At 31.9% G+C, this 20,392-nt stretch carries 17 protein-coding genes, 3 tRNA genes and 1 pseudogene; 2 read left to right on the top strand and 19 right to left on the bottom strand.

Annotation, left to right across the window (positions count from 1 at the left end; all coding sequences use genetic code 11):
* Positions 1 to 4: 4 nt before the first annotated feature.
* The 18 genes and pseudogenes from glyS to pyk form a co-directional block, all read right to left on the bottom strand.
* Positions 5 to 2,071 carry a glycine--tRNA ligase subunit beta gene (gene glyS / locus HMPREF1253_RS00240; protein ID WP_023054745.1) on the bottom strand — a complete coding sequence of 689 codons (2,067 nt, stop codon included), beginning with the start codon at positions 2,069 to 2,071 and terminating at the stop codon, positions 5 to 7.
* Positions 2,071 to 2,958, bottom strand: a complete 888-nt coding sequence (gene glyQ, locus HMPREF1253_RS00235) for a glycine--tRNA ligase subunit alpha (protein WP_023054767.1) — start codon at positions 2,956 to 2,958, stop codon at positions 2,071 to 2,073. The genes glyS and glyQ overlap by 1 nt, the downstream gene beginning before the upstream one ends.
* A gap of 14 nt (positions 2,959 to 2,972) precedes the next feature.
* Positions 2,973 to 3,650 (bottom strand): DNA repair protein RecO, encoded by a 678-nt coding sequence (gene recO, locus HMPREF1253_RS00230; protein WP_023054742.1) that lies wholly within the window; start codon positions 3,648 to 3,650, stop codon positions 2,973 to 2,975.
* Positions 3,647 to 4,534, bottom strand: a complete 888-nt coding sequence (gene era, locus HMPREF1253_RS00225) for a GTPase Era (RefSeq protein ID WP_023054740.1) — start codon at positions 4,532 to 4,534, stop codon at positions 3,647 to 3,649. The genes recO and era overlap by 4 nt, the downstream gene beginning before the upstream one ends.
* Positions 4,527 to 4,934, bottom strand: a complete 408-nt coding sequence (locus tag HMPREF1253_RS00220) for a cytidine deaminase (protein WP_023054765.1) — start codon at positions 4,932 to 4,934, stop codon at positions 4,527 to 4,529. The genes era and HMPREF1253_RS00220 overlap by 8 nt, the downstream gene beginning before the upstream one ends.
* A gap of 7 nt (positions 4,935 to 4,941) precedes the next feature.
* The gene (locus HMPREF1253_RS00215) at positions 4,942 to 5,649 is read right to left on the bottom strand and encodes a diacylglycerol kinase (RefSeq protein ID WP_023054762.1); all 708 of its coding nucleotides are present in this window, start codon (positions 5,647 to 5,649) and stop codon (positions 4,942 to 4,944) included.
* 10 nt (positions 5,650 to 5,659) lie between these two features.
* On the bottom strand, positions 5,660 to 6,100 hold the full coding sequence (ybeY, locus tag HMPREF1253_RS00210) for an rRNA maturation RNase YbeY (RefSeq protein ID WP_023054749.1): 441 nt from the start codon (positions 6,098 to 6,100) through the stop codon (positions 5,660 to 5,662).
* Complete coding sequence (locus HMPREF1253_RS00205) at positions 6,097 to 7,083, bottom strand: PhoH family protein (RefSeq protein ID WP_023054761.1); 987 nt, start codon at positions 7,081 to 7,083, stop codon at positions 6,097 to 6,099. The genes ybeY and HMPREF1253_RS00205 overlap by 4 nt, the downstream gene beginning before the upstream one ends.
* A 212-nt stretch (positions 7,084 to 7,295) precedes the next feature.
* The gene (locus tag HMPREF1253_RS00200) at positions 7,296 to 8,969 is read right to left on the bottom strand and encodes a peptide ABC transporter substrate-binding protein (RefSeq protein ID WP_023054746.1); all 1,674 of its coding nucleotides are present in this window, start codon (positions 8,967 to 8,969) and stop codon (positions 7,296 to 7,298) included.
* Between the two features lie 9 nt (positions 8,970 to 8,978).
* Positions 8,979 to 9,974, bottom strand: a complete 996-nt coding sequence (locus HMPREF1253_RS00195) for an ABC transporter ATP-binding protein (RefSeq protein ID WP_023054743.1) — start codon at positions 9,972 to 9,974, stop codon at positions 8,979 to 8,981.
* A complete protein-coding gene (locus tag HMPREF1253_RS00190) occupies positions 9,971 to 10,957 on the bottom strand; it encodes an ABC transporter ATP-binding protein (RefSeq protein ID WP_023054744.1) in 987 nt (328 codons plus the stop codon). Before HMPREF1253_RS00190 ends, HMPREF1253_RS00195 begins: the two co-directional genes overlap by 4 nt.
* 7 nt (positions 10,958 to 10,964) lie before the next feature.
* Positions 10,965 to 11,990, bottom strand: a complete 1,026-nt coding sequence (locus tag HMPREF1253_RS00185) for an ABC transporter permease (protein ID WP_023054766.1) — start codon at positions 11,988 to 11,990, stop codon at positions 10,965 to 10,967.
* A complete protein-coding gene (locus tag HMPREF1253_RS00180) occupies positions 11,990 to 12,922 on the bottom strand; it encodes an ABC transporter permease (RefSeq protein WP_023054754.1) in 933 nt (310 codons plus the stop codon). Before HMPREF1253_RS00180 ends, HMPREF1253_RS00185 begins: the two co-directional genes overlap by 1 nt.
* A gap of 230 nt (positions 12,923 to 13,152) precedes the next feature.
* Positions 13,153 to 13,228, bottom strand: a tRNA-Phe gene (locus HMPREF1253_RS00175).
* Positions 13,229 to 13,232: 4 nt separating this feature from the next.
* Positions 13,233 to 13,309 (bottom strand) — tRNA-Ile (locus tag HMPREF1253_RS00170).
* Between the two features lie 19 nt (positions 13,310 to 13,328).
* Positions 13,329 to 13,419, bottom strand: a tRNA-Ser gene (locus HMPREF1253_RS00165).
* 185 nt (positions 13,420 to 13,604) lie between these two features.
* The gene (locus tag HMPREF1253_RS00160) at positions 13,605 to 14,672 is read right to left on the bottom strand and encodes a hypothetical protein (protein WP_023054755.1); all 1,068 of its coding nucleotides are present in this window, start codon (positions 14,670 to 14,672) and stop codon (positions 13,605 to 13,607) included.
* Between the two features lie 87 nt (positions 14,673 to 14,759).
* Positions 14,760 to 16,513 (bottom strand): annotated as a pseudogene (pyk, locus tag HMPREF1253_RS00155) (pyruvate kinase).
* Positions 16,514 to 16,683: 170 nt separating this feature from the next.
* Here pyk and nrdD point away from each other — a divergent pair.
* Both nrdD and nrdG read left to right on the top strand, forming a co-directional pair.
* Positions 16,684 to 18,807 carry an anaerobic ribonucleoside-triphosphate reductase gene (gene nrdD / locus HMPREF1253_RS00150; RefSeq protein ID WP_023054759.1) on the top strand — a complete coding sequence of 708 codons (2,124 nt, stop codon included), beginning with the start codon at positions 16,684 to 16,686 and terminating at the stop codon, positions 18,805 to 18,807.
* The gene (gene nrdG, locus HMPREF1253_RS00145) at positions 18,807 to 19,322 is read left to right on the top strand and encodes an anaerobic ribonucleoside-triphosphate reductase activating protein (protein WP_023054751.1); all 516 of its coding nucleotides are present in this window, start codon (positions 18,807 to 18,809) and stop codon (positions 19,320 to 19,322) included. The genes nrdD and nrdG overlap by 1 nt, the downstream gene beginning before the upstream one ends.
* Positions 19,323 to 19,355: 33 nt before the next feature.
* Here nrdG and HMPREF1253_RS00140 read toward each other — a convergent pair.
* On the bottom strand, positions 19,356 to 20,392 hold a 1,037-nt coding region (locus HMPREF1253_RS00140; protein ID WP_023054748.1), incomplete at its 5' end, for a CapA family protein.

Here is a 20,392-nt window from a genome sequence, read left to right as displayed (position 1 = left end):
ACCATCATTCCGTTATTTTTTCAATATTTAAAACTTCTTTCAGTGAATTGTCAATTTCTTTAAGCATTGCCAATCTATTATTTTTAAGTTCTTCGTCCTCTGTAAGAACCATAATATTGTCAAAATAGTTGTTTACTTCTTTTACAATAGTTTTAAAAATATCTAAAGCTTCAGTGTATTTCTTTGTTGCTATTGAGTCATTAAAGGAATCTTTTATATTTTCATAGGCTGAGAAAAATTCCTTTTCTTGTTCTTCTTTTAAAAGAGCACCATCAAATGTTCCCTCAGTATATTTTTTTGCTAAATTATGAATTCTCTTTATAGCGTCAACTAATTCCCCTTTATCTTCTTTAAAGTATTCTTGAAGTTTATCAGCTTTTATACTTACATCTACAATTGATTTTGAATCATCTATAACAGCATCAATTATGTCGTATCTTATGTTTCTTTCTTCAAGTATGTTTTTAAGTCTTCCCTTGAAAAATTCTATGATTTGTTCCTTTACTTTTTCATAATCAAAGGTTAAGTTGTTTTCTTGAACATAATTATAAAGTGCATAATCAGTAATTTCTTCTAAATTTACATCCCAATTTTTTTCAAGAATAATATTAATTACACCTATAGCAAGTCTTCTTAAGGCAAAGGGATCTTGAGAACCTGTTGGCACAAGACCTATGGCAAAAAGTCCCACTATGGTATCAATTTTATCTGCAATTGCAAGAATTGAACCTGTTGTTGATTTTGGCAATTCATCTCCTGCAAATCTTGGTAAATAATGTTCGTAAATTGCTTTTGAAACAATTTTTTCTTCCCCTGAAAGCTCTGCATAAATACTTCCCATAAGTCCTTGAAGTTCAGTAAATTCAGTAACCATATGAGTTGTTAAGTCAGCCTTTGCAAGTATCGAAGCCCTATCAAGAGCATCTATTGTTTCATCAGCTACTTTAAGGTATTCTCCTATTTGACCGCTTAGTTTTTTTATTCTTTGAGACTTTTCATACATTGTTCCAAGTTTATCTTGAAAAATCAAACCATGTAAAGCATCCACATAATCTTCAAGAGGTTTTGAGATGTCTTCCTTGTAGAAAAACTTTGCATCTTCAAGTCTTGCTCCTAAGACTTTTTCATTTCCTCTTGCTACAATTTCTTCATGATCTGATGTGCCGTTTCTAATTGTTATAAAATATGGAAGCAATTCTCCATCTTCAGCATATATAGGAATAAATCTTAAATGGTCTCTCATAGGAGTTGTTATTACCGCCTTAGGAAGAGATAGATATTCTTCTTTGACATTTCCTACAATAGGAGTTGGATATTCGTTTATGAAAGTAAGTTCTTCTAAAAGGTCTTCATCTTCATAAATTTCTCCGCCTAAAGATTTTGCCTTCTTTTTGGAGCCATATTTAATTATTTCTTTTCTTTCTTCTTGATTTAAAATAACATAGTTTTCTTTTAAAAGTTTTTCATAATTGTTGACATGATCTATAAGGATATTGTCTGAGCCCAAAAATCTGTGTCCTCTTGTTACATTTGAAACTTTAATGCCTTCAAAATCAAAGCCCCAAACTTCAGAATCGGCCATGGAAACAATCCATCTTATAGGTCTTGCAAATCTTATGTTTTTTCCGCCCCACCTCATGTTTTTAGGGAAATTTATAGATTTAATTAAATTAGCTATTTCTGTTTTAAATAAATCTTTTGTTAAAAGACCTTTTTTATGGATAAAACCATAGGCGTATTCAGTTCCTTTAAGATCTCTAAATTCTATATCATCAAGGCTTAATCCTTGTGATTTCATAAAACCTTTTAGGGGTTTACTTGGCTTATTTTCTTCATCAAAACATATTTTTTTAGAAGGTCCTTTAACCCACTCTTCAATATCTTCTTGATTATTATCTATATCATTTATAAAAAGAGTAAGTCTTCTTGGGCTTGCATAAACCTCAGTTGAACTAAATCCTATTAAATTTTCTTTAAGAAGTTTTTCAGCTTTTTCTTTTAATTGGCTAAGTGCCATTTTAACGTACCTTGCAGGTAATTCTTCAACTCCGATTTCAAGTAAATATCTCACTAAAATTCCTCCTTTAAGCTGTCCTTTAAAGGATATCCCATATCTTCTCTTTGTTTTAAATATCCTCTTGCAACTTTTGATGCCAAGTTTCTAACCCTTGAAATATATGAAGCCCTTTGAGATACAGATACGGCACCTCTTGCATCAAGTAAATTAAATGCATGGGAACATTTTAATACATAGTCATAGGCAGGCAAAACTAATCCAAGATCAATAACTCTTAAACTTTCTTTTTCATAAATGTCAAAAAGTGATTTTAACATTTCTACATCTGCCACTTCAAAACTGTATTTTGATTGTTCAAATTCATTTATTTTAAAAATATCTCCATAAGATATTTTTTCATTCCACATAATGTCATAAACAGTTTCCACATTTTGTAGATACATGGCTATTCTTTCAAGGCCATAAGTTAATTCAGCTGATTCCAATTGACAGGGAACTCCACCTACTTGTTGAAAATAAGTAAATTGAGTAACTTCCATTCCATCAAGCCAAACTTCCCAACCGAGGCCCCACGCTCCTACTGTAGGAGATTCCCAGTTGTCTTCAACAAACCTTATGTCATGAATTTTTGTATCTATTCCTATTGCTTCAAGGCTTCCTAAATAAAGTTCTTGAACATTTTCAGGAGATGGTTTTAAAATAACTTGAAGTTGGTGATGTTGATAAAGTCTATTTGGATTTTCTCCATATCTTCCATCTGCAGGTCTTCTTGAAGGCTCTACATAAACAACTCTCCATGGTTCCGGTCCAAGGGCCTTTAAAAAGGTATATGGATTCATAGTGCCTGCACCTTTTTCAGTGTCGTAGGCCTCCATAATAACCGCTCCTCTTTCCATCCAATAATTTTGTAATTTTTTAATTAAATCTTGAAAGTATAACATTTACTCCCCCTCTTTTATAACAATTTCAATGAATTAAAATCTTTTATCTCAAGATTATACTTTATATATTTTAGTACAATTTCAAACAAAAAGTCATCTGATAAATTTTTTTCGTATTCCCCGCTAAGATCGCTGTATAATAAAAATTTTAAATAATCTTTTTGTTCTTCCTTAAGTAAATATGAATCCAAACTTACATCACTTTCATTAACCATTCCCCCATTTTCAATGGAAAAATAATTTCCCACCATAGATGGACGAAAGCCCATGAAGCTAATGTATTTAAGAAAAAAAGCTGTTGTGATTGCCTTTTTATTTTTACTGTCCGGCAAAACTTTTAAATATTTTGCAAGTAAATCAAAAGTTTTTTTATTTATTTCAGATTCAAAATTACTTTTTTCGTAAAGCTCAACAATCATTGACCCATAAATAAAAGATTCATAATCTTTTCTTAAATCATAATTTAAGCTAATGATTGTTGCCTTTTGTATATAGAAAAAATTTCCTTGCTTTTTTAGTCTGTAACTGTTGTGAGAAAATATTTGAGATGAAGCTGTAAAAGGAGAAGATTTTCTTAAAGCACCTTTTGCGTAAATGGAAATAAGTCCCAGTTGCCTGGAATATACTTTTAAAATCTTCGAGCTTTCTTTTATTTTCAGCTCATTTAATACAATCCCTTCAGTTTCTATCATTTATAGCCAAGTCCTTTTAATCTTCTGTCATTATCTCGCCAATTTTTATCAACTTTTACCCAAAGTTTTAAATTAACTCTGCCTTCAATTAAATTTTCAATGTCAAGTCTTGCTTCAGTGCCGATTTTTTTCAACATAGAACCATTTTTTCCTATTAAAATTCCCTTGTGAGAATCCTTTTCACAATAGATAACAGCCTCTATTTCAGTTAAGCCTTTTTCATTTTCATGCATAGATTCTATTGTTACAGCCACTCCGTGAGGAACTTCTTCCTTTAAATTTAAAAGGGCTTTTTCTCTTATTATTTCAGATGCAATAAATTTAACTGGTCTGTCAGTTAAAATATCATCGGGATAATACTTGGGTCCCTCTGGCAATAAGTCTTTTAAAATTTTCATAAATTCTTCTATGCCGTCGCCCATCATTGCACTTATAGGGATTATCTCTTCAAAGTTAAGCTCATCTTTGTATAAATTTATAATGTCTAAGAGTTCTTCCTTCTTAACTTGGTCAATTTTATTTATAAGCAAAATAATTTTCAAATTTTTCGGTGCTTTTTTTAAAAGATCTATTATCATCCTGTCAAGCCTTCCGATTTTTGTTGAAGTATCTACAATATAAGTTACTATATCAACTTCATCTAAAGAACTTTCAGATTCTTTTTGCATAAATTTTCCAAGCTCATTTCCCGGTTTTTGCATTCCCGGTGTATCCAAAAATATTATTTGTGAATCTTCATCATTATAAATTATTGAAATTTTATTTCTTGTTGTCTGAGGTTTGCTAGAAACCGCAGAAATTTTTTCTCCAACTATTCTATTAAGCAGAGTGCTTTTCCCTACATTGGGTCTTCCAAGCACTCCCACATAACCTGATTTAAACATCATTACCTCTCTTTAAGTATTCTGGGCCAAAACTGTGGGGCAAAAGTTCTTCTAAAGTATAAACTTTATAATCGTCCACTGAATTTGCAACAACTATCATGGGATTTTCGGAAAATTCTCTAATAACTTGTCTGCACACTCCACATGGAAATGTGTTTTTTGCATCCCCTGTTATGACTATTTTTTTAATTTCACGCTTACCTTCGCTTACGGCTTTAAAAATTGCCGTTCTTTCAGCACAGTTAGTCGGAGAATAAGAAGCAATTTCTATATTGCCTCCGGTGTAAACACTTCCATCTTCCATTTCCACGGCTGCTCCTACTCTAAAGTGAGAATAGGGCGTGTATGTTGACCTATCTTTTGCTTCAAGGGCAAGCTCAATTAAATTTTTTAATTCCATAAGACCTCTAACTAAAAATTTTAAAGGCAAATATTGCAACACTTATGCCTACTATGGCACCAAATATAGCTTCACTTGCCTTATGTACTCCTGTTTCAACTCTGCTTTCAGCTACAAGAAGGGCAAGTCCTAAAGAACATGTTGTAATAAGACCCTTTTGAGCTACTAAACTTATTATAGTTGCAGCACAAAAGGCAATTGCCGAGTGACCGGAAATTGCTCCTCCCTGAAAATATGAACCACCATTTTTCTTTGCCATAATATATTTTCCTATTATGACAAGTATTAAAACTATTATTAAAGAAACCAAAGCAAGGTGATCTGAAGAGTTTCTTATTTTCATAAGACCTATTTCTCCAAGCTTTGATAATTTTTTATAAAATAAAAAATAAGCAACAACTATTGCATTTAAGGCAGAAATTAAAACTGCTCCTGCAGAAACGTCTTTTACATATTTTGCAATTGGATTGTAATCCTGAACAATTAAATCTACAGCTCTTTCAATAGCTGTATTTATCATTTCAGATACAATAACAAAACTTATTGCAAATAAAAGGATCATAAATTCAACCTTTGTAATATTAAAAAACAAAGAAAAAATTAAAATCCCAAGACAAGCTGAAAAATGAAATTTTAAATTTTTTTCAGTCTGTAAAGCGGAAATAATTCCCTGAACAGCATAGTTGAAAGAAGCTATAAATCTGTTTTTCTTCAAATTATCAACCTCAATTTTTATATATTTTAAGCTTATCCATTATTTCTTTTTCTTTTGCTCTCATTTCTATTTTATCTTCTTCATTTTCGTGGTCATAGCCAACTAAATGAAGAATTGAATGAACTGTTAAATAAGAAAGTTCCCTTTCTTTTGAATGACCGAACTCCTCAGCCTGAGATAAAACTCTTTTAGTGTTAATTACCACATCACCTAAAATGTTACTGAACTTATCATCTATGGGAAAAGATAAGACGTCCGTTACAGAATCAACCCCTCTGTAATCTCTATTAAGTTCTTGTATTTCATTATCATCCACAAAAGAAACTGATACTTCAGCATCATCGAAGCCTAAAATATTAAGGGCTTCTTCAATAGATTTTTTTACAATTTCAATCACACCATTATCTATTTCAAAATTTTCTTGTCTATCATCAAAATATATATCTATCATCTTTTGTTCTCTTTTTCATTTTTCTTATTTTCATATTTTTCATAAGCATCTATAATACGTTGAACTAAAGGATGTCTTACAATGTCATTTTTACTTAAATAAACAATTCCTATACCCTTAACATTTTGTAAAATTTTAAGAACTGTTTTTAAACCCGACTGCTTGCCCCTTGGCAAGTCTATTTGAGTTATATCCCCTGTTATAATAGCCTTTGAACCATATCCAAGCCTCGTTAAAAACATCTTCATTTGTTCATTTGTAGTATTTTGAGCTTCATCTAATATTACATAGGCACTGTCTAAGGTTCTTCCTCTCATGTAAGCAAGAGGAGCAACTTCAATAAGACCTTTTTCAAGATATTTAGTATAATTGTCATGACCCATTATTTCAAAAAGAGCATCATATAGAGGTCTTAAGTAGGGATCAACCTTCATTTGCAAATCCCCAGGTAAAAATCCTAAAGATTCACCAGCTTCAACTGCAGGTCTTGTTAAAATAATTCTATTTACTTCCTTATTTTTAAAAGCTCTTACAGCCATAGCCATTGCTAAATAAGTTTTTCCTGTTCCCGCAGGTCCAATTCCGAAAACAATATCATTGTCCTTTATAAGATCTATATATTGTTTTTGCCCAAGAGTTTTGGACTTTATTGGTTTTCCCATAGAGGTGTAAACTATAACTTCATTTAAAAGTTCATTAATAGGTCTTTTTTCTCCAAACTTTATTAGTTTTATGGAGTAGTCTAAATCTTTTCTTTCGATTCCTTTTTTTTCTCTTATGAATTCCAATAAATTGCTGATTAATAAAATGGCATCTTCAGCATCATTTTCATTGCCTTTTACTATTATTTTATTGTCTCTTATATCAATTTTTACTGAAAATTCTTTTTCTATTTTTTTTATATTTTCATCTAAATTCCCACATAAGAGATCAATGTTGTATTCTTCTTTTATAGGAAGAATTTTTTCTTGGTTTTCTAACAAATAAATACCTCCTGATTTAGTTAATAATATCATATTAAGGTCTTTTTTTCCATAAAGCCGGTCTTATTAGAAAAATAAAAAAGCCTCAATTTGATGCTTTTTATAAATAATGTCTTAAATAAATATTTAATATTATCTTTCATACAAATAAAAAAAGCTCCGAAGAGCTTTTTTTTGAAAACTTATATTTTTTAAAATATGGTGATTGTTTTTTAAAAACCTTTTGTTTCTCCAAAGAAGTAATATCCAAGTGGTGTGTAGAATAGTCCTTCAATGTTAGGTTTAATCATGTGTGGACTTGTGTAGAAGTAAATTGGTGCAACTATTGCATCATCTTTAACAGCTATGTCTTCAGCTTTGTGAAGATCTTCAAATCTCTTTGCTGTGTCATCTGTAGTTTTTGCTTCTTTTACAAGTTTATCAAATTCAGGATTTGAATATTGTGCGTCATTATTTCCGCCGCCTGTCATCCACATATCAATAAATGACATAGGATCATTATAATCTGCTACCCATCCGTGACGAGCTATATTATAGTTACCTTCTTTTCTGTCTTTTAAGAATACATTCCAGTCAGAGTTTTGAAGTGTTATAGTAACTCCAAGTTCAGTTTGCCACATATTTTGAAGTGCTTCAGCTACTGCTTTGTGTCCTTCTGATGTGTTGTAAATATATTCAATTTGTGGGAAGCCTTTTCCATCTGGATAACCTGCTTCTTTAAGAAGTTTTTTTGCTTCTTCTACATTTTTAGTGTAATCGTCAGCGTTGATTGAATAGAAATCTCCACCTTTTGTTCTAAAGTCATCTCCACTTGCTCCATCTTTATCGCTTACTCCAGATGGAACAAATCCTGATGCCGGTTGTTGTCCTTTACCTGTTACTTGTTCAACTATAAAGTTTCTATCAATTACAAGACTGAAAGCTTTTCTAACCTTTGCATTATCAAATGGTGGTTTTGAAGTGTTAAAGCATACGAAATAAGTTCCTACTTGAGGATTGATTTTAAGTTCGCCGTTGTCTATTAACTTTTTAACTTCTTCTGTTGGGACACTTTCTATAAAGTCAAGTTCTTTTGCCCTATATGATGCATAAATTGCATTGTCATCATCTTTCAAGTGGAAGGCTAATTTTTCTGCAGTAATTTTATCTGCGTCATAGTATTCCGGATTCTTTTCCATATTTATTACTTGATTGTGTTCCCAAGAAGCAAGTTTGTATGGTCCATTTGAAATATAAGTTTCTGGCTTTAAAGTCCATTTGTCATTTCCTTCAACTATATCTTTTCTTACAGGATAAGTTGCTGCGAAAGCACAAATTTCTTCAAAATATGGAGTTGGTGTGTGAAGTTTAACTACAAAAGTTTTTTCATCTGGTGCTGAAATATTTAATTTTTTAGCATCATATCCATCAACCATATCAAGCATATATTCATAGTCTGCTCCTGTGTTAGGATCTACAAGTCTGTTCCATGAATATAAAAAGTCATTTGCTGTTACAGGTTTACCATCTGACCACTTTGCACCATCTCTTATGTGGAAAGTGTAGGTAAGTTTATCATCTGACACTTCCCATTTATCAGCTTGACCAGGTTTTAATACTGCATTTCCATTTCCATCATTTTCCCATTTAATTAAACCTTCAAACATGTGTTGAATCATAGTTGCCCCGTCAAGAGAAGTGTTTAATGCGGGGTCAATTGAATCCGGTTCAGATGCTATACAAATATCTAATATACCATCTTGTCTTCCGGGTTCTTCTTGTATTACTTTCTTTTCTTCTTTTCCTTTGTTTCCTTCTGCTTTTTTGTTATCGGTTTTTGAACCGCAAGCTGTTAATACTAATATTAACGTTAAGCAAAGAACTAATAATTTACCTTTCCTTTTCATAATCTCCTCCTAAATTTTATTTATATTATGACAACTTACATAATGACCTTGTTCATATTCACGAAATTCTGGTTCTTCTTCTTTACATATTTCTGTGGCATAAGGGCACCTTTCGTGAAATCTACATCCCTTGGGCGGATTAATTGCCGATGGGATTTCTCCTATTAATTTTATTCTCGATTTTTTTCTATTTATCTCAGGATCTGCAACTGGTATTGCCGATAGTAAGGACTTGGTGTATGGATGAAGAGGATTGTCATAAAGTTCATTTGCCTCTACAAGTTCTACAAGTTTTCCAAGATACATTACTCCTATCCTATCTGAAATATGTTTTACTACAGATAGGTCATGGGCTATAAATAAATATGTCAATCCAAATTCTTCTTGCATGTCTTGAAGCATATTTACAATTTGAGCCTGAATGGAAACATCCAAAGCTGATATGGGTTCGTCGCAAACTATAAATTCTGGTTTTACTGCAAGAGCTCTTGCAATTCCTATTCTTTGTTGTTGTCCGCCGCTAAATTCGTGGGGATATCTGTTTGCATGTTCTCTATTTAAGCCGACCCGATTTAATAGTTGACCGATTTTATCTTTTCTGTCTTCTTTATTTTCGTATAAATTATGAATATCAAGAGCCTCTCCTACAATTTCTCCAACTGTCATTCTTGGGTCAAGAGATGCTGAGGGGTCTTGAAATATTATTTGCATTTTTCTTCTTAAAGGAACCATGTCCTTTTTTATATTATTTTCAGAATCATAAATTACTTGTCCGTCATAGGTTATTTTTCCCCTTGTTGGTTCGTGTAATCTTAAAATTGTTCTTCCGAAGGTTGTTTTACCACAACCGGATTCACCTACAAGTCCTAGGGTCTCTCCTTTTTTTATAAATAGACTTACATTATCTACTGCATGGACAGTATTTATTTTTCCGAAACTTCCTTTAACTTTAAATTGCTTTACTATATTTTCACAAACAAGGAGTTTTTCATCTGTTTTTTTCATTTAATTCCCTCCCTGTTTAAATGTAGCCAACATTTTGAATAGTGATTTTCTGAAATTTCAAACATTGGCGGTTCTTTTCTAAGACAAATTTTCATGCAATGGTCACATCTTTGTCCAAATCCGCAACCTTCAGGAGGGTTTAACATGTCCACAGGGTTCCCTTCAATGCTTTTAAGTCTTTCATCTTCTTTTGAATCAATTCTGGGCATTGATTTTAAAAGTCCCTTTGTGTATGGATGATTAGGTTTATAAAAAATCTCATCAACACTTCCCTGTTCAACAATTTTTCCTGCATACATAACGCTTACCTTATCACAAATTGCAGCAACTACCCCCAAGTTATGAGTTATAAAAATAATACTCATTTTAGTTTTGTTTTGTATTTCTTTCATAAGTTCCAATATCTGAGCTTGAATTGTTACGTCTAAGGCCGTAGTAGGCTCGTCAGCGATTAAAAGTTTGGGCTCGCATATAAGACCCATACCTATCATTACTCTTTGTCTCATGCCCCCTGAGAGCTCGTGAGGATATTGTTTCATTCTCTTTTCCGGATTTGATATTCCAACAAGTTCAAGCATCTCTACTGCTTTTTTATAAGCTTCTTCTTTTGAAATTTTCTTATGGACTAAAACTGCTTCCATAAGTTGATTTCCAATTGTATATACGGGATTTAAGCAAGTCATTGGATTTTGAAAAATCATAGAGCATTTATTTCCTCTAAAATCTTCCATTTGTTTTTTGTCGTAATCTAAAATATTTTCATTTTCAAAAATAACTTTTCCGGATTTAACTTTTCCAGGTTCTTGAAGCAAGCCCATTATTGAATAGGCTTCAACACTTTTTCCACTTCCTGATTCTCCAACTATTCCCATTACTTCGTTGTAATTTAAATCATAATTTATTCCGTCAACGGCTTTTACTTCTCCTACAGGTGTATAAAAAGAAACTTTTAAATCTTCTACGCTTAATAATTTGTTTTCCATAATTCACCTACTTCTTCAATCTTGGGTCAAGAGCATCTCTTAAACCGTCACTAAATAAATTTAAACTTAAAATAATTAAACTTAATAAAATTGATGGAATAACAAGCCTGTAAGCATAGGAGTAAATACCTCCAAGAGCATCTGCCGCCATGGCACCAAGAGATGTCATAGGAGCTGAAACCCCAATTCCCAAGAAAGATAAAAAACTTTCAAGAAATATTGCCGATGGAATTTGCATAGCAGTCATTACAATTATTTGACCTATACAATTTGGAAAAATATGTCTTTTTATAATCCTTTTTTTACTTCCCCCCAAGGCTCTTACGGCTGTGATAAATTCCTGCTCTTTAAGCATAAGAACTTGTCCTCTTATTATTCTTGCCATACCTACCCAATATAAAAGTCCAAAGACTATAAATATTGAAATAAGTGCCGGCCCTAAAACTCCAATTTTTTTTGCAAATTGGCTTCCGCTATTGTTAACCCAATCTTTTAAAGGTTTGTTAATTGCTATTGAAATAAGGATTACTACAAGTACATCTGGCACCGAATAAATAAGGTCCAATATCCTCATCATTATTGAATCAACTTTTCCACCTAAGTATCCTGAAACAGCTCCATAAATACTGCCTATTACAAGTACTATAAGTGAGGCGAAGATGCCTACTATAAGAGAAACTCTTGTGCCGTACATAACTCTTGTTAAAATATTTCTTCCTAATTTATCTGTTCCGAAAGGATATTGCAAACAAGGAAATAAATTTTCGTCACCTCTAAACTGAGTTGTATAATCTCCTTTTACAAATAAAGGTCCTAAAAAGGCAAATATTACAACAAATATTAAAAATACCAAACTTACCATGGCAACTTTATTTGATTTTAGCCTTCTCCAGGCATCTTTCCAATAGGATACTGAAGGAGCTTTTGCATAAAAATCTTCTCTATCTTGTAAACTTGCAGGTTCAAAATCATCTGCTGCAAAAGTTATACCTAAATCTTCAGGATCTTGTTGTAAACTAAAAAATTTTTGCATCATTGAGTCTCCTTTGTAACATCAATTCTGGGATCTACAAATTTATATAAAATATCTACTATTAAATTCATAGTTATTACAAGAGCGGCAAAGAAAATTGTTGTCGCCATTATAATAGGATAATCTCTGTTTAAAATAGAATTTACAAAATATCTTCCAAGGCCTGGAAGAGAAAAAACAGATTCAATTACGAGAGATCCTGTAATAATTCCTGCCGTTAAGGGCCCTAAATAAGTGAGAACTGGTATAAAAGCATTTCTTAAAGCGTGCTTAAATAAAATCTTCCTTGATGGAACTCCCTTTGATTTTGCAGTTCTTATATAGTCTTGATTTATTGCATCAAGCATAGATGATCTTGAAAGTCTTGCTATATAACACATAGGATAAAACCCAAGAGCAAAACAAGGCATAATATAACTTCTTATATTGCTAAGACCCATAGTTGGTAAAATATGAAGTTTAACTCCGAAAAATACCAACAAGAGAGTAGCTGTAACAAAACCTGGTACTGATATACCTATGGTTGTTAAAACTCTTAAAAAATCATCAATTTTTTTCCCTCTGTTATAAGCTGCAAGACAACCTAAAGGAACTCCCACCAGGGTAGCCCAAATTACGGCTATAATCCCAAGTTTTGCAGAAGTGGGAAGCATTTCTTTAATAATGTCAATTACAGGTCTGTTTTTTTGCATTTTTAAAGAAACACCAAAATCCAGTTTAAGAGAATTTTTAATGTAATTTATAAGTTGAATATGTGTTGGCTTATCTAAACCGTATTTTTTATACAGGGCAGCCGTAACTTCAGGAGATTGTGCTTTTTCTCCTAAAAATGGACTTCCCGGTACACTTTTCATAAGCAGAAATGTTATACAAGTTACAACAAGCAAAACAAGAATCGATTGTAAAATTCTTTTAAAAATATACTTTGCCATTTTTTCTCCTTTATCTATTTATCTGTTTTTTGCTTTACTAAAATAAACTTTCATTAATTATACGCTTTAATGTTTTATATTGCAAATGATGTAAATCGTTATCTTGATAAATTTTAGTGAAAATTTTTTCATAAAATAGATAAAATAAAAAGGACCTTATTTAAATAAAGTCCTTTTATTGTTTTAAATAAAAAAACATTCCTAAAATATAAAACTTCAGGAATGTTTCTTGGTGCCCAGAGCCGGAATCGAACCAGCGACACGAGGATTTTCAGTCCTCTGCTCTACCGACTGAGCTATCTGGGCATAATGGTGGGCCTTCAGGGACTCGAACCCCGGACCTACCGGTTATGAGCCGGGCGCTCTAACCAACTGAGCTAAAGGCCCTCACCATTTAATATTTAATTGGCGGAGAAAGAGGGATTTGAACCCTCGCGACCCTAACGAGCCCTACTCCCTTAGCAGGGGAGCCTCTTCAGCCTCTTGAGTATTTCTCCAAAGTGTTCATAAATCCATCTCGGTTTATTTTTTCCGCATCACTCTTAACAGTATATAGGCGGAAAATAACTTTGTCAATAGATTTTTTTATAATAAATTTACCAAAACTTTAAATTGCTTACCCTTTCAAAAGTGTAAACAATTTAAAGTTTTTTTAATCTACACTATTTTTTTGTTGACACCCTTAACCCATAGATTGAATAAATTGAACAAAATCTTGATCTTCTTCAAAAAATGGCAACTGATTATCTTTATCCAAACTTTTTTGAATAATTACAAAACTTAAATCCTGCAAAATTAGAAAATCAAATTCATTTTTTATTTCTTTTCCATCTTTGTTTTTTATATCCAGTATTAATTTATCTTCCGATACAATATAAGTCCCTGAGTATTTGTTTATGTGTTCAAAATCTTTATCTGATATCTGATAAATTGCTATATTTCCATCATAACCTTTTAAATTTTTATCTTCAGTTAAATCCATATACCAGCCTTCGCTATTCCAGGTTGTATTTTTTAATTCATCCTTTTTAGCCTTTCTCCATCCACTGTCATATAAAAATCCCTTTTCTGCCTTAACTCCTTCATCTCCATATTGACTTAAATCTAAAAACTTAGACTTATGAGCTAACTCTTGTGAAACTAAATCCCACATTAACAATGGATCCCACCTTATGCTTTCTTTACCTTCCGGAACCAAATTTACCTCAACATCTGGAAATTCAAGGGAATCAGACACTAGGAGAAGGGGTTCTTCCGAAAAATCGCTTTTATATAGAATTTCATCAACTTTAAGTTCAGAATTATCCCCTAAAGTTAGTCTGTTTACGGCTATTGAACTTTTTGGATCAGCTGTTATGAAGAGAAAAACTTCTCCTCCGTTATTTTCCCTTGGAATTATATTTTCACATTTTAGATTTTCTATGAAGTTATATTTTTTATACAATTTAGGATTATTTTCTTTTATCCAATTTTTAAAGTTTTCCTTTAAAGATTCTTGAGAAATCCCAAGATAAGCAACTCCAAAATCTTTAGATTCCTTTTTTAAGCTTTCTCTTAAAGCTTCAAGAGAACCTTCTTTTTTTACCTCTTCTTCTTTTTTCTCTGAAATGTTTTTATTTTTTGTATTAAGCTCTTTTTTCTCAGTTATTTGATTTTTCTCAATTTTATTAGTATTTTCAGGCTTTTTATTACAAGAAATCAAGGAAAAGAAAAGCGGAATTACCATAAATATGTAAATAATTTTTTTCATTATGTATCCTCCTTTTTTCTTATTATATTACTTTTTTCTACTATTTAAAAATAAAAAAAGAGATCCTTTCAGATCTCTTAAAATTTTTTATTTTGTAATTGTTCCTTTTTTAATTGTGCCTTCAGAGCAATTCATTGTTATTATCTCGCCGCTTTTGATTTTTTTAATAGCATCTGCGACTCCAAATATTGTCGGTATTCCTAGGTTAAGACCAGTTATTGCCGATTGAGATGTAAAACCTGCTTCCTCAACAATTAAGCCCTTTGAACGCTCAATATATTTTACCATATCATTGGTAACTCCGTCAGTTACAATAATATCTCCATCTTCAAAGTATTTTACATAATCTTGGTCAGACTTCATCACAAGAGCTTTTCCTGTAACCTCAACATCTCCTATTCCTGTTCCCTTTGTCATAATTTCACCGACAGTTTGAACTTTTATTAAGTTTGTTGATCCTGCAAGTCCAACAGGAACTCCCGCTGTAATTATTACAGTATCTCCCGGTTTTATAAATCCGTTTTTTCTTGATTCTTCTTGAGCTACACTAATAACTTCATCAGTTTCAACGGCACTTTTTATTAATATGGATTTAACTCCCCATTCTATGTTTAGTTGTCTTTTTACTTTTTCTTTAGTTGTTGCCCCTATTATTAAGCATTTAGGTCTGAATTTTGAAATTGCCCTTGTAGTAAAACCTGAAGTTGTAGCTGTAATAATTGCTTTTGCATCTAAGTCTTCTGCAATTGTACAAGTTGATTTTCCTATGGCATTTGTTGTAGTCATAGAAATTTCATCAATTTTCTTTCTTAAAATTTCGTGAAAATCAATGGAGTTTTCTGTTACTTCAACAATTTTTCTCATAGTTGTTACTGCATTTACAGGATATTTACCACTGGCAGTTTCTCCTGAAAGCATAACACAACTTGTTCCGTCAAGAACTGCATTGGCAACATCATTAGCTTCAGCTCTTGTAGGTCTTGGATTTCTAATCATAGAATCCAACATTTGAGTGGCTGTAATAACAACTTTTCCCTTTTCATTACAAAGATTAATAATATCTTTTTGTGCTATAGGTACTTCTTCAGTTGCAATTTCAACTCCTAAATCTCCTCTTGCAATCATTATGCCATCAGATACATCAAGGATGTCTCTAACATTTTTAAGACCTTCCCTTGATTCTATTTTAGAAATTATTTTTATGTCATAATTGTTGTTTTCTTCAAGTATTCTTCTTATTTCAACAACATCTGCAGGAGTTCTTATAAAAGAAGCTGCTATAAAATCCATGTCATTTTCAATAGCAAATTTTATATCTTCCTTATCTTTTTCAGTAAGTGCCGGAAGTTTAACATGGGCATCAGGAACATTTACTCCCTTTTTAGATGAAATTTCTCCTCCGTTATAAACTGAGCAGTGAATTTCATTTCCTTCAATTTCTTTAACATGAAGTTCTACAAGACCATCATCAATTAAAATCCTGGAACCTATTTTTACGTCCTTAGGAAGATTTTTATAAGAAACGGAAACTTTTTTTTCATCTCCTATAATATCTTCTGTTGTTAAAGTAAATTCATCTCCTGGATTTAAATAAAGGCGCATGGAATCTTTAAAATCTCCAAGTCTTATTTCCGGACCTTTAGTGTCAAGAATAGTAGCAATTGGTAAATTTAGTTTTTCTCTTACTTTTTAATTTTTTTAAGACGAGCAAGATGTTCTTCATGACTACCGTGAGAAAAATTCAAGCGGCAAACATCAAGACCTTCTTTAAAAAGTTTTTCTAAAACTTCTTCAGAATCACTTGCCGGTCCTATTGTGCAAATAATTTTTGTTCTTTTCATTTTTTTCCTCCATAAATAATACCTATGTGAATTATACCCTAAGTTCCCTTTAATAGTCTACAAAAATATGCTTTAATATATCTTGTGTTTTTTTATTATATCTATTGCTTTATTACACAATATATAGTATATTTATTTTAGTAAAAAATATATCTGAAAGGAAGAGTCCCATGATAACCGTTAGAAAAAGAAATGGAAATTCAGTAGCTTTTGATTCTGAAAAAATTAAAATTGCTATTGAAAAAGCTATGCATTCTCCAAATGGAATCTACATAGAAAATCAAGCACAAAAAATTGCTGATGAAATTTTTGATTATGCTCAAACTTTAAACAAAGAGCTGAGTATATATGATATTGAGGAACAAGTTTACTATAGACTTATTCATTACAATAATCCCGCCACTGCAAGAGCCTATGAATCTTACAAGTCCGTTCAAGCTTTTAAGCGTGAAGCAAACACAACAGACGATGAAATTCTCGGCCTTTTAAATCAAACTAACACTGAAGTTATTGATGAAAACTCAAATAAAAATGCAATAATAGCTTCTACTCAAAGGGACTTGATTGCGGGAGAAGTTTCAAAAGATATTGCAAAGAGAAAGATGATTCCAGCAGATTTAGTTGAAGCTCACGACAGCGGTGCAATTCACATACACGATTTAGATTATTTTATCCAACCTATCTTTAATTGCTGTCTTGTAAATATGAAAGATATGCTGGGAAAAGGAACTGTTGTAAATGGAAAGATGATTGAATCTCCAAAATCTTTTCAAGTTGCTTGTAATGTCATGACGCAGATAATAGCCCAAATTGCGTCAAATCAATATGGGGGCCAATCTATAGATATTTCTTGTTTAGGAAAATATTTAAGACGTTCCTATGAAAAAAATTTGAATTTAGCAGTTGAAATTATAGGTGATCTTGATCTTGCACAAAAAATGGCAGATGAAATGACTAAAAAAGATTTGCAAAGTGGAATTCAAACAATCCAATATCAAATCAACACCCTTATGACTTCAAACGGCCAAGCTCCTTTTGTAACTTTATTTATGCACATAAAAGACGGAGAAGCCTATGAAAATGAAATTGCTCAAATTATTGAAGAAATATTAAAACAAAGAATACAAGGTATTAAAAATGATGCAGGCGTTTATGTAACTCCGGCTTTTCCGAAACTTATTTATGTTCTTGATGAAAATAATGTAAATAAGGATTCCAAATACTATTATTTAACATCTCTTGCTATTAGATGCACTGCTAAGAGAATGTATCCTGACTATATTTCAGCAAAAAAAATGCGTCAAAATTATGAAGGCAATGTCTTTTCTCCTATGGGTTGTAGGGCATTTTTGCCTCCTTATAAAAATGAAAATGGACAATATGTCTTTGATGGAAGGTTCAATGTAGGTGTTTGTACAATAAATCTTCCTCAAATAGGAATCCTTTCTCAAGGAGATGAAAATAAATTTTTTGAAATCTTAGAAAAGAGAATGGAACTTGTAAAAAGAGTGGGAATTTTAAGATATGAACATCTTAAAAATGTAACAAGTGATGTTTCTCCTATTCACTGGCAACATGGTGCCATTGCAAGACTTCCTAAACATGCAAAAATAGAAAGCCTTTTAAAGGGTGGCTACTCCACTTATACAATAGGTTATATAGGAATTTATGAAGCCTCAATGCTTGTTAAAGGCGTAAGCCACACAGACCCTAAAGGAACGGAATTTGCAAATAAAATTATGGACTTCTTAAACAAGAAAAAAGAAGAATGGACAAAGGAAACAGGCCTACAATTTGCAGTTTACGGAACTCCTGCAGAAAGTTTAACTCACAGATTTAATTCCATAGACAGAAACAGATTTGGAATAATTGAAAATATTACAGATAAGGGCTACTATACAAACTCTTTCCATGTTGATGTAAGAGAAAAAATTTCCGCTTTTGAAAAATTTGCTTTTGAAGCAAAATTCCAAGATAAATCTTCAGGCGGATGCATTTCTTACGTAGAGATCCCAAACATGGAGCACAATCTGGAAGCTCTTGAAACAATGGTTAAATTTATTTACGATAACATTCAATATGCAGAGTTCAATACAAAAAGTGATTATTGTAGCGTTTGCGGTTATGACGGAGAAATTAAAGTAAATGAAAATAATGAATGGCAATGTCCTCAATGTGGAAACACCGATAAGGCTACTTTATCCGTCGTTCGAAGAACATGCGGTTACCTTGGCGAAAATTTCTGGAACGAAGGTAGAACTAAAGAAATAAAGGACAGAGTTCTTCACATATAATGAATTACGCACAAATAAGAAAATATGACATTGCCAACGGACCAGGAATAAGAAGTTCAATTTTTGTTACAGGTTGCAAAAATAACTGTCCTGGATGCTTCAATAAAGAATATCAGGATTTTGATTTTGGAAATAAATGGACTGAAAAGGAAACAAGAGAGATTATAGAGTATTTAAAAGATCCTGAAATTGAAGGTCTTACTCTTTTAGGCGGAGAACCTATGGAACACCCTGTGGAACTTAGGGAAATTCTTTTAAAAATAAAAAAAGAAGTTCAAAAAAATATCTGGGTTTACTCAGGTTTCACTTACGAAATAATTTTAAAAGACGAAAATAAATTCAATCTTTTAAAAGAATGTGACTTTCTTGTAGATGGACTTTTTAATGAAAGTTTAAAGGACTTAAAATTAAGATTTAGAGGAAGCTCAAACCAAAGAATAATAGACATAAAAAAATCCTTAAAGGAAAATAAAGTTGTCCTTTGGGATCAAACGGTAAAAAATAATTTTCATTAATAAAAAAGGATGGAGTCTTAAAACTTCATCCTTTTATTTTTTATAATCTAAAATTTCCATAGACCTTTTATAATTATTGTCCAGTCTTACTTTTTCCCCTTCAGGTAAATCTCCCCTGTATTTACCTCCCTCAAGTAAATCTTTCATAGCGTAAACATAGTATCTGTAAATCCCGTCAACAATTCTTCTACTCGTGTAAGTGGGAATTAAGTCAACATCAAAATTAATTTTTTCGCTATCTTTTTTTAAATTAATACTTACAATGACTCCACACTCTGTATCATAAGTACCCATCCACTCTTTTCTTTGATTGGCTATGGAATTTCCCATAGAATAAATTAAAAACTTATCTCTTCCGTCAACATTGAACTTTAAAGCTTTTTGTAAAACATGAGGATGGGAGCCTAAAATAATATCAGCACCAGCTTTAAAAATTTCATTTGCATAAAGCCTTTGTCTTTCAGCAAAGTCGGTATGGTATTCATCTCCCCAATGGCAATAGACAAGAATAATGTCAGCTCCAGCTTTTTTTGTATCTTCAATATCTTTTTTAACCATATTTAAATCAAGAGGGCTTACAACATAAGACTTATCCTTTAAAATTCCCTCCATGCCGTTAAACATTTCACTGTAAGATAAAAGTCCAACTTTTATCCCCTTTATGTCCACAACATTTATTCTGTCATTTTCTTCTTTTCTTGTGCCAAAAGGTAAAATATTGTTTTCTTTTATTGCATCAATAGTTGTCAAAACTCCTTCATAGCCTGTATCAAGGCAGTGGTTGTTGCAAGTTGAAAGAGCATCAAAACCAAAATCTTTTAAAAATTTTACAGCTTCTTTAGGAGCATTAAACATGGGATGACCTGCAATAGGTCTGTTGGGATTTATAGTTGCTTCAAAATTTCCAATTGCATAATCAGAAGAAGTAAGATATTCCTTTACCTTTTCATAGTAAGTGGAAAAATCATACTTACCCTCAGCATCTTTGGTTTTTATATAAAGAGGCTGATGAAACATTATATCTCCCGTTGCCATAATATTTGCCTGGATAAAACTTTTTTCAGATTTTT

The sequence above is a fragment of the Peptoniphilus sp. BV3C26 genome, assembly GCF_000478985.1.
GTDB lineage: Bacteria > Bacillota > Clostridia > Tissierellales > Peptoniphilaceae > Peptoniphilus_B > Peptoniphilus_B koenoeneniae.
Note: the sequence above shows the minus strand (reverse complement) of the source record. Positions and strands in the feature narration are given on the sequence as shown.

Excerpts from the sequence above, each read along its gene's own strand:
- ybeY (WP_023054749.1), bottom strand. The coding sequence starts at position 6,100 with ATGATAGATATATATTTTGATGATAGACAAGAAAATTTTGAAATAGAT.
- HMPREF1253_RS00190 (WP_023054744.1), bottom strand. The coding sequence starts at position 10,957 with ATGGAAAACAAATTATTAAGCGTAGAAGATTTAAAAGTTTCTTTTTAT.
- recO (WP_023054742.1), bottom strand. The coding sequence starts at position 3,650 with ATGATAGAAACTGAAGGGATTGTATTAAATGAGCTGAAAATAAAAGAA.
- HMPREF1253_RS00220 (WP_023054765.1), bottom strand. The coding sequence starts at position 4,934 with ATGGAATTAAAAAATTTAATTGAGCTTGCCCTTGAAGCAAAAGATAGG.
- HMPREF1253_RS00180 (WP_023054754.1), bottom strand. The coding sequence starts at position 12,922 with ATGGCAAAGTATATTTTTAAAAGAATTTTACAATCGATTCTTGTTTTG.
- HMPREF1253_RS00160 (WP_023054755.1), bottom strand. The coding sequence starts at position 14,672 with ATGAAAAAAATTATTTACATATTTATGGTAATTCCGCTTTTCTTTTCC.
- nrdG (WP_023054751.1), top strand. The coding sequence starts at position 18,807 with ATGAATTACGCACAAATAAGAAAATATGACATTGCCAACGGACCAGGA.
- HMPREF1253_RS00185 (WP_023054766.1), bottom strand. The coding sequence starts at position 11,990 with ATGCAAAAATTTTTTAGTTTACAACAAGATCCTGAAGATTTAGGTATA.
- HMPREF1253_RS00195 (WP_023054743.1), bottom strand. The coding sequence starts at position 9,974 with ATGAAAAAAACAGATGAAAAACTCCTTGTTTGTGAAAATATAGTAAAG.
- nrdD (WP_023054759.1), top strand. The coding sequence starts at position 16,684 with ATGATAACCGTTAGAAAAAGAAATGGAAATTCAGTAGCTTTTGATTCT.
- HMPREF1253_RS00200 (WP_023054746.1), bottom strand. The coding sequence starts at position 8,969 with ATGAAAAGGAAAGGTAAATTATTAGTTCTTTGCTTAACGTTAATATTA.
- glyQ (WP_023054767.1), bottom strand. The coding sequence starts at position 2,958 with ATGTTATACTTTCAAGATTTAATTAAAAAATTACAAAATTATTGGATG.
- era (WP_023054740.1), bottom strand. The coding sequence starts at position 4,534 with ATGTTTAAATCAGGTTATGTGGGAGTGCTTGGAAGACCCAATGTAGGG.